General features: G+C 64.4%; 14 protein-coding genes. 11 read left to right on the top strand and 3 right to left on the bottom strand.

Annotated features, from left to right (window positions below; genetic code table 11):
* Positions 1-83 precede the first annotated feature (83 nt).
* Together AiwAL_RS06950 and AiwAL_RS06945 are read left to right on the top strand one after the other, a co-directional pair.
* On the top strand, positions 84-1,541 hold the full coding sequence (locus AiwAL_RS06950) for an MBOAT family protein (protein ID WP_262312393.1): 1,458 nt from the start codon (positions 84-86) through the stop codon (positions 1,539-1,541).
* Positions 1,541-2,638, top strand: coding sequence for a hypothetical protein (locus tag AiwAL_RS06945; protein WP_262312392.1), 1,098 nt, complete (start codon positions 1,541-1,543; stop codon positions 2,636-2,638). The genes AiwAL_RS06950 and AiwAL_RS06945 overlap by 1 nt, the downstream gene beginning before the upstream one ends.
* On the opposite strand, the gene AiwAL_RS06940 is transcribed toward AiwAL_RS06945, so the two are convergent.
* The 3 genes from AiwAL_RS06940 to AiwAL_RS06930 are packed head-to-tail and all read right to left on the bottom strand — an operon-like array spanning position 2,542 to position 5,359.
* On the bottom strand, positions 2,542-3,006 hold the full coding sequence (locus AiwAL_RS06940; protein WP_235703618.1) for a hypothetical protein: 465 nt from the start codon (positions 3,004-3,006) through the stop codon (positions 2,542-2,544). The two genes, AiwAL_RS06945 and AiwAL_RS06940, sit on opposite strands and share 97 nt — an antisense overlap.
* Positions 3,003-3,518, bottom strand: a complete 516-nt coding sequence (locus tag AiwAL_RS06935; protein WP_235703619.1) for a TadE/TadG family type IV pilus assembly protein — start codon at positions 3,516-3,518, stop codon at positions 3,003-3,005. The genes AiwAL_RS06940 and AiwAL_RS06935 overlap by 4 nt, the downstream gene beginning before the upstream one ends.
* A 44-nt stretch (positions 3,519-3,562) precedes the next feature.
* Positions 3,563-5,359, bottom strand: a complete 1,797-nt coding sequence (locus AiwAL_RS06930) for a pilus assembly protein TadG-related protein (protein ID WP_235703620.1) — start codon at positions 5,357-5,359, stop codon at positions 3,563-3,565.
* A gap of 254 nt (positions 5,360-5,613) precedes the next feature.
* Between AiwAL_RS06930 and AiwAL_RS06925 the strand changes: the two genes are divergently transcribed.
* The 9 genes from AiwAL_RS06925 (at position 5,614) to AiwAL_RS06885 (ending at position 15,340) form a co-directional block, all read left to right on the top strand.
* Positions 5,614-6,651 (top strand): ABC transporter substrate-binding protein, encoded by a 1,038-nt coding sequence (locus tag AiwAL_RS06925; protein WP_235703621.1) that lies wholly within the window; start codon positions 5,614-5,616, stop codon positions 6,649-6,651.
* Positions 6,652-7,001: 350 nt separating this feature from the next.
* Positions 7,002-8,036 (top strand): ABC transporter substrate-binding protein, encoded by a 1,035-nt coding sequence (locus AiwAL_RS06920; protein ID WP_235703622.1) that lies wholly within the window; start codon positions 7,002-7,004, stop codon positions 8,034-8,036.
* A gap of 12 nt (positions 8,037-8,048) precedes the next feature.
* Complete coding sequence (locus tag AiwAL_RS06915; protein ID WP_235703623.1) at positions 8,049-9,560, top strand: sugar ABC transporter ATP-binding protein; 1,512 nt, start codon at positions 8,049-8,051, stop codon at positions 9,558-9,560.
* Between the two features lie 5 nt (positions 9,561-9,565).
* Positions 9,566-10,540 (top strand): ABC transporter permease, encoded by a 975-nt coding sequence (locus AiwAL_RS06910; RefSeq protein ID WP_262312434.1) that lies wholly within the window; start codon positions 9,566-9,568, stop codon positions 10,538-10,540.
* Between the two features lie 2 nt (positions 10,541-10,542).
* Positions 10,543-11,517, top strand: a complete 975-nt coding sequence (locus AiwAL_RS06905; RefSeq protein WP_235703624.1) for an ABC transporter permease — start codon at positions 10,543-10,545, stop codon at positions 11,515-11,517.
* Between the two features lie 144 nt (positions 11,518-11,661).
* Positions 11,662-12,753 carry a sugar ABC transporter substrate-binding protein gene (locus tag AiwAL_RS06900; RefSeq protein ID WP_262312391.1) on the top strand — a complete coding sequence of 364 codons (1,092 nt, stop codon included), beginning with the start codon at positions 11,662-11,664 and terminating at the stop codon, positions 12,751-12,753.
* Between the two features lie 63 nt (positions 12,754-12,816).
* Positions 12,817-13,791 carry an ABC transporter permease gene (locus tag AiwAL_RS06895; RefSeq protein WP_235703626.1) on the top strand — a complete coding sequence of 325 codons (975 nt, stop codon included), beginning with the start codon at positions 12,817-12,819 and terminating at the stop codon, positions 13,789-13,791.
* On the top strand, positions 13,788-14,552 hold the full coding sequence (locus AiwAL_RS06890; RefSeq protein ID WP_235703627.1) for an ATP-binding cassette domain-containing protein: 765 nt from the start codon (positions 13,788-13,790) through the stop codon (positions 14,550-14,552). The genes AiwAL_RS06895 and AiwAL_RS06890 overlap by 4 nt, the downstream gene beginning before the upstream one ends.
* Before the next feature lie 14 nt (positions 14,553-14,566).
* Entirely contained in the window at positions 14,567-15,340 is a 774-nt protein-coding gene (locus tag AiwAL_RS06885) for an SDR family NAD(P)-dependent oxidoreductase (RefSeq protein WP_268920162.1), read from the top strand.
* The last annotated feature ends 8 nt before the right edge of the window (positions 15,341-15,348 follow it).

The following is a 15,348-nucleotide window of genomic DNA, read 5'->3' as shown; positions in this document are numbered from 1 at the left end:
CACCGGCTTTGGCGCGGGCCAATTCGGGCTGGCAACGGGGTTCGGGTTGTGGCAGGTTGTGCAACCTTAACGGGTAGTCTGCAATGCTGTTCAACTCTTCCGTTTTCGTCATGGGGTTCCTGCCGGCGTTTCTGGTCGGCTTCGCGCTGGCGGGGTGGCGGTTCGGCGCGCGGGCGGCGCTGGGCTTTCTGCTGCTGGCGAGCCTGTTTTTCTACGCGTGGTGGAAGCCGGTGTTTTTGCCGTTGCTGGTGGGGTCGATCGTCGGGAATTATGCGATCGTTCAGATTATGCGGACCGCGCGGCGGCGCAAGGCGTGGCTGGTGTTCGGATTGGCGGCGAATCTCGGCCTGCTCGGGTGGTTCAAGTATGCCGGGCTGTTCGCCGCGACCGGGGTGGCGGTTCTGGGCGTCAGGCTGCCCGATCTTGGCATCATCCTGCCGCTGGGGATCAGTTTTTTCACCTTCCAACAGGTGATGTTTCTGGTCGATAGCTATCGTGGCGAGGCGCCGTCGTGCGGGTTTCTGGATTATGCGTGTTTCGTGGGGTTTTTCGCGCACCTGATCGCCGGGCCGATCGTGCGGCCGCGCGAGATCATCCCGCAATTCGCCCGCCACGACGGGCGGGTGCGCCAGGCCGATCTGGTCGCGGGGATCGAGATTTTTCTGCTCGGGTTGGCCAAGAAGCTGGTGCTGGCCGATAGCCTCGCGAAATTCGCCGATCCGGGTTTCCGGGCGGCGGGTGCGGGGCATCAATTGTCGCTCGTCGAGGCATGGGTGGCATTATTGGCCTACGGAGCACAAATCTATTTCGACTTTTCCGGCTATTCGGACATGGCGATCGGGTTGGCGCGGATGGTGGGGATCGGGTTTCCGCTGAATTTCCGCAGCCCCTATCAGGCGCGCGACATCAGCGATTTCTGGCGACGCTGGAACATCACGTTGTCGGTGTTTCTGCGCGACTATTTATATATCCCGCTCGGCGGCAACCGGCGCGGCGAGGCGCGCCGCAATGCCAATCTGATGATCACCATGCTGCTCGGCGGGCTGTGGCACGGGGCGGCGTGGAGTTTCATGCTGTGGGGCGGACTGCACGGGGTTTATCTGGTCGTGCATCACCAATGGCGGCGCACCGGGTGGCGTCTGCCGGGTGCGGTGGTGCAGGCGATTACGCTGTTCGCGGTGCTGATCGCCTGGGTTCCGTTCCGGGCCGGAACGATGCGGGCGTGCTGGATCATGCTGCGCGGGCTGGCCGGGTTGGGCGGGGTGTTGTTGCCGGCGATGATCGTCAGGGCGATGCCGGTGCTGCGGCTGGTGGCGCGGCCGGTCGCGGTGCTGCCCTGGCTGGGCGCCGCGCGGACCATGAGCGTGGTGCAGGGCTCGGCTTTGCTGGTTCTGGCCTGGGGGATCATTCTGCTGGCGCCCGATATTCATAGCCTGCGGGTGCGGGACAGAAACGCGGCGCTGGTGGCCGGCTTCGCCTTCACCGTGCAGGCGCTGTTTTTTGCGCCGTTCGCGCGGCCGTTCATTTATTTCCAGTTCTGATGCGGCGGTTGATCCTGTGCGGGTTAGCGTCGCTGGGGTTGTATTTCGCGGCGTTCGGGCTGGTGCTGGACCGGCCGCTGTCGCTCGGGCTGCTGCGGCTGGAGATGCGCCAGAAGCTGGCGCGCGGCGCGCGTCTGGCATCGCCGAAACTGGTGATCCTGGCGGGATCGAACGGGCCGTTTTCCCATTCGTGCCGGGTGATCGGCGTGATGCTGCGGATGCCGTGCGAGAATGCCGGAATCGCGGTGGGGGTCGGGCTCGACGATCTGTTCGCGCGCTGGGCGGCGCTGCTGCGGCCCGGCGATGTCGTGTATCTGCCGATGGAGGTGCAGCAATACGGGGTGACGCGCGCGCAGAACCGGATGGATGTGGATGGGGCGATCCTGTTCCGCCACGACCGGGCGCTGCTGTGGCGGCTGGGGATTGACCGGGCGTTGGGCGGCGCGTTTTTCAACACCATGCCGGATGGGCTGGAGGCGATCGCCGAAATGGCGGCCCATGCGGCCGGGTTCGGCCATCCGCGCGCGATGCTGGCCACGCAATATGACCGGCAAGGCGACCGGATCGGCACCACCCTGGCGACCGCCGACACCGCGTTTCTGCTGACGCTGCATCGGACCGAACCGAAGGCGCTGGCGATAACCCATGGTTATGGCACGCGGCTGATCGCGCGCTTCGTTCGCGAGGAGACCAGGCGCGGGGTTGTGGTGATCGGCGGGTTGCCAAGCGATTTCGATACGGTGCGGCTACCGCGCGCGGATATCGCGGCGATCCGGGCGGCGTATGCAAAGAATGGCGGGCGGTTCATTGAACTGGCGAATCGGAGCCGGTATCCGCGCGCCGATTTTTACGACAGCGAGGATCATCTGGCGCAGCCTTGTCAGTATTGGCATTCGATGCTGGTGGCACGCGCATTGGGGGCGATGCTGCGGCGGCGCGTTGTTGCGCCGTCGGTGACGCTGCGAAGGCTGGCGGCGACGTGCCCGTCCTTTACCGCGAGTCATTGGATGCGGACGGTGCCGCCTGTCGTGATTGCGGTGGGATTGGCGAAGCCTGGGACGGCAAAAGGCAGATCGACCGACGTGGTGAGCCGGTAGGTGACCATGGTTTCCGGCGTGCCGGTCGGGCAGGTTCCGTTGCTGGCGGAAGGCGTGCTCGATCCGTCGGGTTGCAGGCATTCCTGGGGCGGGGTTTGCGGGTAGGTCGCGGCCATGCCGATGGGGGCGATGGCGGTCCGGTTGATCGCGCCGAGCAGGGTTTGCAGATCCTGGATATTGGTCGCGTCGTTCGGGTTGCTCCAGGCGAAGTAGTACAGCGTGTGCAGCGCGGCATCGGTCTGGTAGCGCGCGGCGAGGGCGAACAGCCCATCCCACGCGCCGAGGGTGAGCGGGATGAGAAAGAACGCGCTGACCAGGGCGACTTCGACGCTGACGCTGCCGCGTTTGTCGCCGACGCGGGATTTCATGACAGAGGCGCGTTCAGCACCGGCTCGATATCGCCGGTCCTGATGGTGACGCCGCCGAAGACTCCGGACATGGCGAGCGGCTGCCACACATAGGTCGCGCTGACATCGACCCAGCCGCCGGGCAGGGTGGCGATGGCGACATTGCCGGTGCCGGCATTGCAGAGGGTGAGCGAGCCACCCCAAATGACGGCGAGCGGCGGCGCAGAGGATGCGGCGATCGGCGGGGTGATGCGCGCGGCGAACCGGGACTGGATTTTGGATGTCTCGGCGCAGACGCCGGAGGAGATGCTGCTTGCCGAAATCGTGCCGAGATTGTTGCTGGTGGTGACGCTGGCATAGCGCGCGGCGGCGACGGCGCCTTCGTGCAGCGAATCGTAGGTCCAGGCGAGATCGCCGAGATTGACGATGCCGAACATCAGGCCGAACAGGACGAGGCCGCCGATCGCGAATTCGACGGCGGCGACGCCGCGCCGGTCGGCGAGGAGTCGCCATCCATGCGAGCGCCCGCGCATGGATGGCGCCGATGCTTCGCATCTCGCGATGACGGGGCGTGAGTTCATTGCGAGAGAAACACCGTGCTGGTTCCCGTCGCCGATGCGGCGACAAGTTCGGAACCGGTCGGGTTGGCGATCAGCGGCATTCCCTTGCCGCAGACCGAGACCGCATTGTTCAGCGCGATGGTGCCGACCGCGCCGCCGCCGGAGGCGTAGCTGAGGCCGAGATTTGGATTTGTGCCGGACGAACTCGAATTGAACAGCGAGCTGCTCGACCCCGTGCAGGAAGCGAGCGCCGCGGTGATTGGCGCGGAGCTTGCGTTCGGGCCGAGATTGCCGCCGTAGGTGGGCAGGTCGAGATTCGTGTTGGTAGTGGTTTCGCCTTCCTGCCAGCTCACGGCCTGGCCGTTCACGAAATCAACCGTGGTCGTGTAGGTATCGGTGGTGGAATAGGCGCTGTTCGTCGGGACGGTGTAGGGTGAGGTGGTTGGTCCGTCGACGGTGTTGCCGGTGTCGAGCGTGGTGGTCGTCACGCCGTTCGACGTGGAGGTGATCTCGGTCGGGCAGATCGGCGCCCCGCTCGATGCGACACCGACCGGCAGCACGCCGAGCGGGCAGAGCTGATCGACGATGCTGGTGCCCCGGCCATCGGTCGAATCCGACGTCATGCTGCTGGTGAACACCAGGACGCCGTTCTGCAATCCGCCGGAATAGATCGTGGTCTGGGTATCGAGGATGAGGTTGCCGATCTGGCTGCCGCCGAAAAAGAACGCGGCGTTCGGATCGTTCGAAGGGCCGAAGGCGTCGGATGTGGACATCAGCAGATTGCCGTCGAGAATCTGGAACTGGTCGGTGCCCTGATTGGCGACGAAATCGAGCGTGACGCCGGGATCGATCTGCAGCCCGCCACAATAGGCACCCGCCGGGATGGTGCAGAGATTGGCGGCATCGCAGAAAGAGCTGCCGGGGCCGACCACGATGGGTGCGAAGCTGTAAACCGCGGATTGCTGGTAGCCGCCGTCGCCACCGCTCCAGCCACCCCAGCCGCCGCCGGCCGATTGGACCAGGGTTGCCGGGCCGAAAAAGGTTTGCACCCCGTTCGCGACGACTGAACTCGGCGCGCTTGCGCTGGCCGTCGGGTTGCTCGGATCATAGGAGGCGCTGCAGCCGGGGACGTAGGAAGGCCGGTTGGTCGTGAGGCCCGGCGCGGGCAGAACTCCGCCATTGTCGTTCAGGCGGATCGGCAGATCCTGCACCGTGCCGGACTGGCCCTGGGCAAAGCCGGTGAGCGGCTGGATCAGCGACGTGTTGCCGCAATCGACCGGATCGACGCCGGCGACATGGGTGAAGCCGACGCCGTCGCCGTTCGGCGTGACATAGGTGTAGCTGCTGGAGCTGAAACAGGTTGCCGACGGCGGCGGCGTGTAGTTGCCCTGGAGTGCGGCGACGGCCGACGCCTGGAGGATGGGTGTGCCGGAGTAGACGACCGATGACAGGAACTTATCACCTGGCGCCGCAGCGGTGACCGCGACATTCACTCCGTTCGGCGACGTGCTGGGCGCGACGATGAAGGAAGCCGAGCCGGGCGTAAACTTGAACTGATCGCCAGTGGCGGCGTTGGCGGCGTTGGCGGCAACCGCCTGCAACGCGGCCTGATTGATGGTGCCGAGCCGGGCGGCGGCCAGCGCCCCCGCATCGGCGGCGGTTTGCAGTGCTTCGTGCGTGCCGTACCAATAGGTGACATCGACGGCGAGGGCAGAGAAGCCCACGATTACGGGTGCGGTAAGTGCCACGATGACGGCGACCGCCGCGCGGCGATCGCGCAGGCTGGACGCGAAGCGCAAAATTGCCTGTTTCACCCAACGAACTCTCCCAAGGACGCCATGACTGGTCCCGTGGCCGGGCGGGACGGCGCATGGTCAATCCATGCGTCGCGTCGGGGCATTATGGCAGGGGATGGTTAACGAACGGTATGCGCACCGGGCCGCGGATTGTTCCACGAATTCCGGTTGACAAGCGATATTTGTTGTCTGTAATTGATAAAAAACAGGCAGAGCGGATATGAAAATTCTGTCCGCGGCGCCTGTCGCGCAATGAATACAAGGGAGAAGAAATGTCCAGATCGAAATCCTGGCTTGTCGCTGGCGGCGTGAGCGCGGTGGCGTTGCTCGCGGCGGTGAACGCGCGGGCGGCGCCGGTCCATGCCGCGACGATGACGCAGTTTCAGTCGAAATCGGTGTGTGTCGATCCACATCCGGTTCATGTCGATTTCGCGCATCTCGTGGTCGGGTTCTCGCAGTCGGAATCGAATGCGAACCCGTTCCGCGCGGCGGAGACGAAATCGGTGAAGGATGCCGCCGCTTCCCTGCACGTGAAGCGGCTGATCTACACCAACGCGCACAGCAATGAGGCGCGGCAGGTCGCCGATGTCGAGAACATGATCAACCAGGGCGCGCAGGCGCTGGTGATCGCGCCGCTGAACGCGACCGGCTTGCAGCCGGCTTTTGCCCAGGCGGCGGCGAAGCATATTCCGATCATCACACTGGACCGCCATACGGCGGGAACGATGTGCACGGATTATCTGAGCTTCATGGGCTCGAACTTCTACGTCAAGCAGGGCGAGATTTCGGGCCGGGAACTGGCGAAGGCCACGCACGGCCATGCGATCGTCGCCGAAATCCAGGGCGCCTACGGCAATTCGGTGGAGGCGGCGCGGACCAAGGGATTTGCCGAGGCGCTGAAGCAATATCCGGGAATGAAGATCGTCGCCGAGCAGACCGGCAACTGGTTCACTACCGACGGCGAGAAGGTGATGAGCCAGATCCTGCTTGCGCATCCGAACGTCAACGCTGTGTATACCCAGAGCGATACCATGGCGTTCGGCGCGATCACCGCGTTGCGCGACGCCGGCAAGAAGCCGGGGCAGGTGAAGATTGTCACGATCGATGGCACCAAGCAGGGCGTACAGGACATCGTCGATGGCTGGATCTATGCCGATGACGAGACCAACCCGCGCTTCGGGCCGCTGGCCTGGCACGAGATCGGCAACTGGTTCGACGGCAAGAAGGTGCCGCAGCACGTGGTTCTGAAAGATCATCTCTATACCAAGGCGAACGCGGCTTCGGCGCTGAAGGCGAACGTGCCGTTCTGACCCGAGCGCCCTGGAGCGTGGCGACTTTCAGTCGATCACGCTCCAGCCTTTGTTTGGGCGAGCAATTTCATGGCTTTGCGGATCGCTTCGCGAATTCCGCTTAAGCCATATTGCTCTGACGGCGGCCGGAATCCGGTTTCATGGGTTCCGGCCGGAACCGCACTGAAAGTCGTGGATTGACAGGATTTCCGGCCATGCTATCGTCAAATCAGAACATAGTTCCGAATAACGGAACAAAAAGTCGGATGCGGGCTGCCGGCATCGCGCGGCGGCCGATGCGGCTGAAGAGACTCCCGATACATCCCGACCAATTTCGATCTGACGATGGCTGAACAAACGGAGGAAACTATATGTCCAAAACGAAAACCCTGCTTGCGTCCACGGCATTCGGTGCGTTGGCTCTTTTGGGCGTGGCGACCGCACAGGCGGCGCCGGATCATGCGGCGCAGATGATCCGCTCGACATCGAAGGCGGTATGCGTCAATCCGCACCCGGACCATGCGAAGCTTTCGGCCCTTGTGGTCGGATTCTCGCAGTCGCAGGGCAATGAAAATCCGTTCCGCGCGGAAGAAACCAAGTCGCTGAAGGACGCGGCGGCATCGTTTCATGCCAGGCGCTACATCTATACCAACGCGCACAGCAACGAAGCGAAGCAGGTCGCCGATGTCGAGAGCATGATCAACCAGGGCGCGCAGGCGCTGGTGATCGCACCCTTGAACGCGACCGGGCTGCAGCCGGCCTTTGCCCAGGCGGCGGCGAAGCATATTCCGATCATCACCATCGACCGGCACACCGCCGGCACGAACTGCACCGATTATCTGAGTTTCATGGGCTCGAATTTCTACAAGCAGGGCGAGATTTCCGGCGAGCAGCTTGCTCGCGCGACCCATGGCCATGCGGTGATCGCGGAAATCCAGGGCGCTTACGGCAACTCGGTCGAAACCGCGCGCACCAACGGGTTCGCCGCGGTGATCAAGAAACATCCGGGGATGAAGATCGTTGCCGCGCAGACCGGCAACTGGTCGACCACCGACGCGCAGAAGGTGATGAGCGAAATTCTGCTGGCCCATCCGAACGTGAACGCGGTCTATACCCAGAGCGACACCATGGCCTATGGCGCGATCACTGCCTTGCGCGATGCGGGCAAGAAGCCGAGGCAGGTGAAGATCGTCACCATCGATGGCACCAAACAGGGCGTGCAGGATATCGCCGATGGCTGGATCTACGCCGATGACGAGACCAATCCGCGCTTCGGACCGATCGCGCTGCACGAGATCCAGAACTGGCTGGACGGCAAGCCCGTGCCGCAGCACATCGTGATCAAGGATCATCTCTATACCAAGGCGAATGCCAAGGCGGCACTGAACAGCGGCGTGCCCTACTGAGGCGCGCGCGGAATGGCGCCGATTCTGGAAACCCGCGATGTGTCGAAGCGGTTCGGCGCGGTGCAGGCGCTGCGGAGCGTTTCCTTCGCGCTGAACGCGGGTGAGGTGCATGGGCTTGTCGGTGAGAACGGCGCGGGCAAATCGACGCTGATCAAGATCCTGACCGGGTTCTACCAGCCGGATGGCGGAGCGATTCTGCTCGGCGGCGAGCCGGTGCATTTCGACAGCCCGCGTGCCTCGCAGAGGCTCGGCGTCAGCGCGGTGTATCAGGAGATCAACCTGATCCCCGAACGGAGCGTGGCGGAGAACGTGTTTCTCGGCCACGAACCTAAACGGTTCGGCGTGCTGATCGACCGCAAGAGGATGGACGCCGAGGCGGATGAGTTGCTGCGGCGTTATGATTTGAAAATCGATCCCCGCGCGCGACTGGGCGCGCTGGGGCTTGGGCTGCAGCAGATGGTGTCGATCGCGCGCGGGGTGCGCCTCGGCGCGCGGGTGGTCATTCTCGACGAGCCGAGCTCGGCGCTGACCGGAGCGGAGGTGGAGACGCTGTTTCGCGCGGTCGACCGGCTGAAGGCGGACGGGATCGCGATCCTGTTCGTCAGTCATCGGCTATCGGAGTGTTATCGGCTGTGCGATCGGCTGACTGTGCTGCGCGATGGCAGCGTTGTGGCGAGTGCCGCGACGGCGGAGCTGCCGCGCGCGGCGCTGATCGGGGCGATGCTGGGACGCAGCGCCGAGAGCATCCATCGGGTGCGGCCAGCGCGCGTGCCGCGCGAGGCGACGCCGGCGCTGGAAACGCGGGGGCTGCGCTGGCGCACCCGCGTGCGCGATGTGTCGTTCGCGGTGCGGCCGGGCGAGGTGGTCGGGCTGGCCGGGCTGCTCGGCGCGGGGCGGACCGAGACGATGAAGGCGAGTTTCGGCGCGGAGACCAAGGAGGCGGGCGAGGTGCGGATCGCGGGCGGGCCGGTTGCGTCCCCCACGCCGGGGCGCTCGATCGCGGCGGGGTTGGCGTTTCTCTCGGAGGACCGGCGCGCCGAGGGGATTTTCCCGAAATTGTCGGTCGCCGAGAACCTGGCGGCGACGGCGCTGCCGGCGCTGGCGCGGTTCGGCTTCATCTCGCGTAAAAAGCAGGACGCGATGGTCGCACGGTTCACCCGTGCGCTCGGGATCAAGGCGGCCGGCCCGGGCGCGCCGATCACCTCGCTCTCGGGCGGCAATCAGCAGAAGGTTCTGCTGGCGCGCTGCCTTGCGACCGCGCCGCGCGCGATCATGCTGGACGATCCGACGCGCGGCATCGATGTCGGCGCCAAGGCGGAGGTTCACGAGGCGATCCATCTTCTGGTCGAGGACGGGCTGGGAGTGCTGGTGACATCGTCGGAAATGGAGGAGTTGATGGCGCTTGCCGACCGGCTGGTGGTGCTGAACGAGGGTGCGGTGAGCGGCGCGCTGAGAACCGAGGGTGCCGCAGTGCAGGACGTGCTCGACATGCTCGCGGCCCCGCATGAGGACGCGCCGGCGTGAGTGCGATGGCGGCGTCGCGCGGCAGGCTGGCGGCTCTGGCCGAACGGGCGGGACACGATTCGCCGCTGGCGCTCGCCCGGGCGCACAGCGTGTACGCCGCGTTTGCGGTGCTGATCGTGATCGATCTGCTGTTCACCCCAGGGTTTCGCAATGTTTTCGTGATTCGCAATTTGCTGTTCGCGGCGGCGCCGGTGATTCTGGTCACGTTGGGGCAGAGTCTGACCATCGGGACACGGGGGATCGATCTGTCGGTGGGTTCGGCGATGGGCCTGGCGGCCGCGGTGATGGCGCTGGCGCTGGCGGGCGGGGCGTGGCTCGCGGTCGCGGCAGGGGTTGGCGCCGGGCTTGCGGTGGGGCTGATCAATGGCGGTCTGGTCGCGGCACTCGACATCAATCCGCTGATCTCCAGCCTGGCGCTGCTGGTCGCCGCGCGCGGCACGGCCGAGGCGCTCCTCGACGGCTCGCGCGTGAGCCTGCCGGAAGGCGGACTGTTTGACGTGCTCGGGATCGGCGCGGTGTCGGTGATTCCGATCGTCGCGATCATCGCCGTGATCGTGGCGGGGCTGGTCGCGGTGATGGTCCGCACGACGGTTTTCGGGCGATCTCTGCTGTTCATCGGCGCCAACAAGGCGGCGGCGATCCTCACCGGGATCAAGGTGCGGCGCACGCTGCTGCTGGTCTATGCGGCGAGTGGCCTGCTCGCCGGGCTTGCCGGGGTGTTCGCCGCGGCTCGGCTCGGTGCTTCCGATCCGAATTATATTGGCGTGAACTACGAACTCGACGCGATCGCGGCTTCGGTGATCGGCGGCACGCCGCTATCGGGCGGGCGAGTGTCGATCCTGGGTGGGGTGGCCGGCGTGCTTCTGCTCCAGGTGCTGGGGGCGAGCTTCATCATGAACGACATCAATTTCAGCTACGCACAGATTCTGAAGGCGCTGTTCATCGTGGCCGCGCTGTATCTGCAACGGGCGGGAGGCTGAGCGTGTCCGCGGCGGTTCTTGCGGCGCCAAGCGCGGAACGGCGTGCAAGGATGATCGCGCTGATCCAGTCGCGCGGCGCGATCGGGGTGCTGGCGCTTGCGGCGATTATCGCGAGCCTGCGGTTTCCCTATTTCGCGACCGCGAATAATTTCGAGAATATCGGCACGGCGGCGAGTTTTCTCGGGCTGGTCGCGATCGGTCAGACCTTCGTGATCATTCTCGGCGGCTTCGATCTGTCGGTAGGATCGCTGATCGGACTCGGCTCGGTTCTCGCGGCCTATAGCGTACCCTACGGATGGCTGCCCGCGCTGCTGGTACCGGCGCTGGCGGGGTGCGGGATCGGACTGATCGACGGACTGCTGATCGCGCGCGCCGGGATGGCGCCGTTCATCGTGACTCTCGCGGCTTTGCTGGGCGTGCGGGGCCTGGCGCTGGTTCTGGCCAGGAACAGCATGGTGATCGCGCAGCCGGGCATTTTCGGGCTGATCGCTAACGGGCAGATTCTGGGAATAAACAATCTGATCTGGATTCTGCTGATCGGCTTCGCGCTGGCCGCCCTCGTGCTCAACCGGACCCGCTTCGGGGTCGCGGTTTTCGCGATCGGCGGCAACGAGGAAGCGGCGAGAATGCTGGGCGTGCCGGTGATCAGGGTGAAGGTGATCACCTATATGCTGTCGGGCACGCTTGCGGGCCTCGCGGGCGCGCTGCTCGGGGCGCATCTGTCGTCCGGGCTGGCGACCGCCGGGCAGGGCGAGGAGCTGAAATCGATCGCCGCCGCGGTGATCGGCGGGGTGCTGCTGACCGGCGGGGTGGGCACCATGGCGGGTGCGCTGTCGGGCGTGCTGCTGCTCGGGCTGATTCAGAACGTGATCGACCAGATCGGTAATCTCAGCTCCTATTATCAGAATCTCGCGAGTGGGGTTTTTCTGCTGCTCGCGGTGCTTGTGCAGACCGTGCTGACTCGACGGCGTGCTTGATGTTTCGTGATATGGAACTGTTTTCTATATATTGCCAGACAGCCTGGGCTCGCTTATGGTCGAATCCGTCGAGCATTTCGGCCCCTGTTAGTCGAATTCCGGGCCGTCTTCGTCCAAGTCAAAGCACCTGAAGGGGAGACAATCATGACCGATAAAATTGAGGAGAAGATCGCGGAAACCGTGGCCGGACGCCTGCCGCGCCGCGCGATGATGCATGGCGTGTCGCTGGCCGGGGCCGCGGCACTTCTGGCGGCGGGCGCGAAAACCGCCGAGGCGGCTGGCAAGATGCCGTTTCCCGCGCATCCGCGCTGGAAATTCGTGTTCGTCAACCATGTGACCACCAATCCGTTCTTCGTGCCGACCCAATACGGCATTCACGACGCCTGCGAGTTGCTCGGCTGCACGTATCAATGGACCGGATCGCAGACCTCCAACGTCGCGCACATGGTCGATGCGATGAATACGGCGGTGGCCGGCAAGGCCGATGCAATCGCGGTGCCGATCGTCGATCCCACCGCGTTCAACGCGCCGACCGCGAAGGCGCTGAATGCCGGGATTCCGGTGTTTGCCTACAACGCCGATGCGCCAGCCAATTCCGGCAACAAGCGTCTCGCCTATATCGGCCAGGATCTGTTCAAATCCGGCTATCAGATGGGTGCCAGGATCGTGAAGCTGGTGGGATCGGGTGAGGTTGCCCTGTTCATCGCGACACCGGGGCAGCTCAACATCCAGCCGCGCATCGACGGTGCGGCGGCGGCGATCAAGAAGCTCGGCAAGACCATCAAGTATCACGAAATCGCCACCGGCCCGACGGTGAACGAGGAGTTGACCAAGATCAAGGCTTTCTATCTGGGCCATCAGAAGATCAAGGGGATGTTCGCGGTGGATGCCGGAAGCACCCAGGGCGTCGGCGAGGTGATGCGCCAGTTCGGATTGTCGAAGAAGGGCGTTCACGCCGGCGGGTTCGATCTGCTGCCGAAAACCCTCGATCTGATCAATGCCGGATTCCTCGATTTCACCATCGATCAGCAGCCCTATCTGCAGGGGTTCTATACGGTGATGGAGATGTTCATGTACAAGGTTTCCGGTGGCCTGGTAGGGCCGGCGGATATCAATACCGGGCTGAAATTCATCACCAAATCCTCGGTGAAGCCGTATCTGACGACCAAGACGCGCTACGAGGGCAATGCCTCGAAGGCGCAGATCGTGCCGCGCACCGGCCCGATCGCCGGTTGATGCCCGCCGTGGCGCTGTCGGTCAGTTCCGGCGGCGCCATCTCTTACCGATAACGGAGTTGGGATGAGCGCAAGCCTGAGTTTTCGCCAGCGCGGCACGCGGTTGCTGGCGCTGCGCGAGGCAAGCATCGTGGTCGTCGCCCTGTTGCTGTTCGGGTATTTCTCGGTCGTCAACGGGAATTTTCTGACCGGGCCGAACCTGCAGACGCTGTCGCAATTCGTCGCACCCTCGGCGATCATCGCCTGTGGTGAGATCATGCTGCTGATCTGCGGCGAGATCGATCTTTCGGTGGGGCAGGTCTTTGCGCTGGCCCCGTTCATCATGGCGTTCACCGACAAGGCCGGACTGGGGCTGTTCGTCGGCTTCGTGTTCGCGATGATCGTCTCGGCGCTGATCGGACTGATCAACGGCGCGGTCACGGTGCTGCTGCGGGTGCCGAGTTTCGTCACCACGCTGGGCACGCTGTTCCTGATCAACGGATTCACCCTGACGGTATCGCGCGGATTTCCGATCAACACGCCGGGCGGCCAGACGGTCGCGAATATTTTCGGCGCCGCCGGCTACAACGAATTCCTGTGGGCGATATTGATCGTGGCGATCATGCACATGGTGCTGCGCCACCGGCGCTGGGGTCTGCACACCATCGCGGTGGGCGGCAATCTGACCGGCGCGACCGAAGCGGGGATCAACGCCGCGCGGATCAAAATCGGCAATTTCATGCTGACCAGCGTGCTTGGCGGAATCACCGGAATTCTCGAAGCCTTCCGCATCGGCTCGACCGATCCGCTCGCCGGTGGCACCAATATCATGTTCCTCGCGGTCGCTGCCGGCGTGATCGGCGGCACCTCGCTCGCCGGAGGGTCGGGGACGATCATCGGCGGGCTGATCGGCGCGATCGTGCTCGGCGTGCTGCAGGACGGGTTTACTTTGCAGGGCATCAACGCCTTCACCTTCGACATGATCATCGGCGCCGCCATCCTGATCGCGATGATCGCCAATATCCATGTCGGGCGGTTCAATCGCGGAGGCCGGCAATGAGCGCCGTCACCGGCAACGAGGCGCTGCGCGCGACCGACATCACCAAGAATTTCGGCAGCATTTCGGCGCTTTCCGGTATTTCGCTGCATGTGAACAAGGGCGAGGTGCTCGGCATCCTCGGCGATAACGGCGCCGGCAAGTCGACTCTGATGAAAATCATCACCGGGTTTCACAAACCGACTTCCGGGCAGCTTTTCATCGGCGGCGAGGCGGTGTCGCTCGCCTCGGTCGATCATGCGCGCGCGCTCGGGATCGAATGTGTGTATCAGGACCTCGCTTTGGTCAACACGCTGCCGATCTATCACAACATGTTTCTCAATCGCGAGTTGCGCACCCGGTTCGGGATGCTCGACCATCGCGCCATGCGCAAGCGCGCGGCCGCGGCGCTGGAGGATATTGGCGTGAACGTGCCCTCGGTGGACGATGAGGTGGCGATGCTGTCGGGCGGCCAGCGCCAGGCGATCGCGATCGCGCGGGCGGTGTATACCGATGCGAAGATTCTGCTGCTCGACGAACCGCTCGCCGCGATGGGGGCGCGCGAGGCGGGGCTGATCATCGACCTGATCCAGCGCCAGCGCGCGAAGGGCGACATTTCGATCATCATGATCATGCACAACTACGCGCAGACTTTGGAAATCGCCGACCGGGTCATGATGATGCAGCGCGGCACGGTGACGTTCGAGGGGGCGGCGAAGGATACCTCGGTCGAGGCGCTGCTGGAGATCGTGCGGCGCGAATACCGCGCGATGCGTTCACGCTAACAGAGTGAGAGAGAATGACCGAGATCAAGACGGCGATCTATCCGAGCCTGCGCGATCGCGCGGTGTTCGTCACCGGCGGCGGCGGCGGTATCGGCGCGTCTCTGGTCGCGCATTTCGCCGAGCAGCACTGCAAGGTGGTGTTCGTCGACATCGATCAGGCGGGCGGCGAACGGGTCGCCGCCGCGCATGCGGACAAGGATTATCCGGCGCCGATCTTCATCCGCTGCGATCTGCGCGATATTGACGCGTTGCGCGCGGCGATCGCCGAAGGTGCGGCCAAGGCCGGCAAGTTCACCGTTCTGGTCAACAACGCGGCGCATGACGAGCGGCACGACACGCTGACGGTGACGCCGGAATACTGGGACGAGCGGCTGGCGGTCAATCTGCGCCATCAGTTCTTCGCGGCGCAGGCAATCATTCCGATGATGCGCGAGGCGGGCGGCGGCGCGATCGTCAATTTCGGGTCGACGAGCTGGCATGTCGGGCAGGGCGGGATGCCAGCCTATGTGACGGCGAAGGCCGGGATCGAGGCGCTGACCCGCAGTTTCGCGCGGGATTTCGGCAAGGACGGGATTCGGGCGAATTGCATTCTTCCGGGCTGGATCATGACCGAACGGCAGATCGAGAAATGGCTGACGCCGGAGGCCGAAGCCGAATTGATGCAGCGCCAATGCATGAAGGAAAAGCTGACGCCCCCCGATGTCGCGCGGATGGCGCTGTGGCTCGCCGCCGATGACAGCCGGCTGATCACCGCGCATAATTTCTATGTCGATGCCGGCTGGGTCTGACCGCGCCG

The sequence above is a fragment of the Acidiphilium sp. AL genome (assembly GCF_025499445.1).
In the GTDB taxonomy this organism is placed as follows: domain Bacteria; phylum Pseudomonadota; class Alphaproteobacteria; order Acetobacterales; family Acetobacteraceae; genus Acidiphilium; species Acidiphilium iwatense.
The sequence above is the reverse complement of the archived record's forward strand: the minus strand, read 5'-3'. Positions and strand labels throughout refer to the sequence as shown.

Bases quoted from the DNA above. Each gene is read 5' to 3' on its own strand.
- AiwAL_RS06915 (WP_235703623.1), top strand. From the start codon at position 8,049: ATGGCGCCGATTCTGGAAACCCGCGATGTGTCGAAGCGGTTCGGCGCG.
- AiwAL_RS06935 (WP_235703619.1), bottom strand. From the start codon at position 3,518: ATGCGCGGGCGCTCGCATGGATGGCGACTCCTCGCCGACCGGCGCGGC.
- AiwAL_RS06895 (WP_235703626.1), top strand. From the start codon at position 12,817: ATGAGCGCAAGCCTGAGTTTTCGCCAGCGCGGCACGCGGTTGCTGGCG.
- AiwAL_RS06885 (WP_268920162.1), top strand. From the start codon at position 14,567: ATGACCGAGATCAAGACGGCGATCTATCCGAGCCTGCGCGATCGCGCG.
- AiwAL_RS06890 (WP_235703627.1), top strand. From the start codon at position 13,788: ATGAGCGCCGTCACCGGCAACGAGGCGCTGCGCGCGACCGACATCACC.
- AiwAL_RS06940 (WP_235703618.1), bottom strand. From the start codon at position 3,006: ATGAAATCCCGCGTCGGCGACAAACGCGGCAGCGTCAGCGTCGAAGTC.
- AiwAL_RS06900 (WP_262312391.1), top strand. From the start codon at position 11,662: ATGACCGATAAAATTGAGGAGAAGATCGCGGAAACCGTGGCCGGACGC.
- AiwAL_RS06910 (WP_262312434.1), top strand. From the start codon at position 9,566: ATGGCGGCGTCGCGCGGCAGGCTGGCGGCTCTGGCCGAACGGGCGGGA.
- AiwAL_RS06925 (WP_235703621.1), top strand. From the start codon at position 5,614: ATGTCCAGATCGAAATCCTGGCTTGTCGCTGGCGGCGTGAGCGCGGTG.
- AiwAL_RS06950 (WP_262312393.1), top strand. From the start codon at position 84: ATGCTGTTCAACTCTTCCGTTTTCGTCATGGGGTTCCTGCCGGCGTTT.
- AiwAL_RS06920 (WP_235703622.1), top strand. From the start codon at position 7,002: ATGTCCAAAACGAAAACCCTGCTTGCGTCCACGGCATTCGGTGCGTTG.
- AiwAL_RS06945 (WP_262312392.1), top strand. From the start codon at position 1,541: ATGCGGCGGTTGATCCTGTGCGGGTTAGCGTCGCTGGGGTTGTATTTC.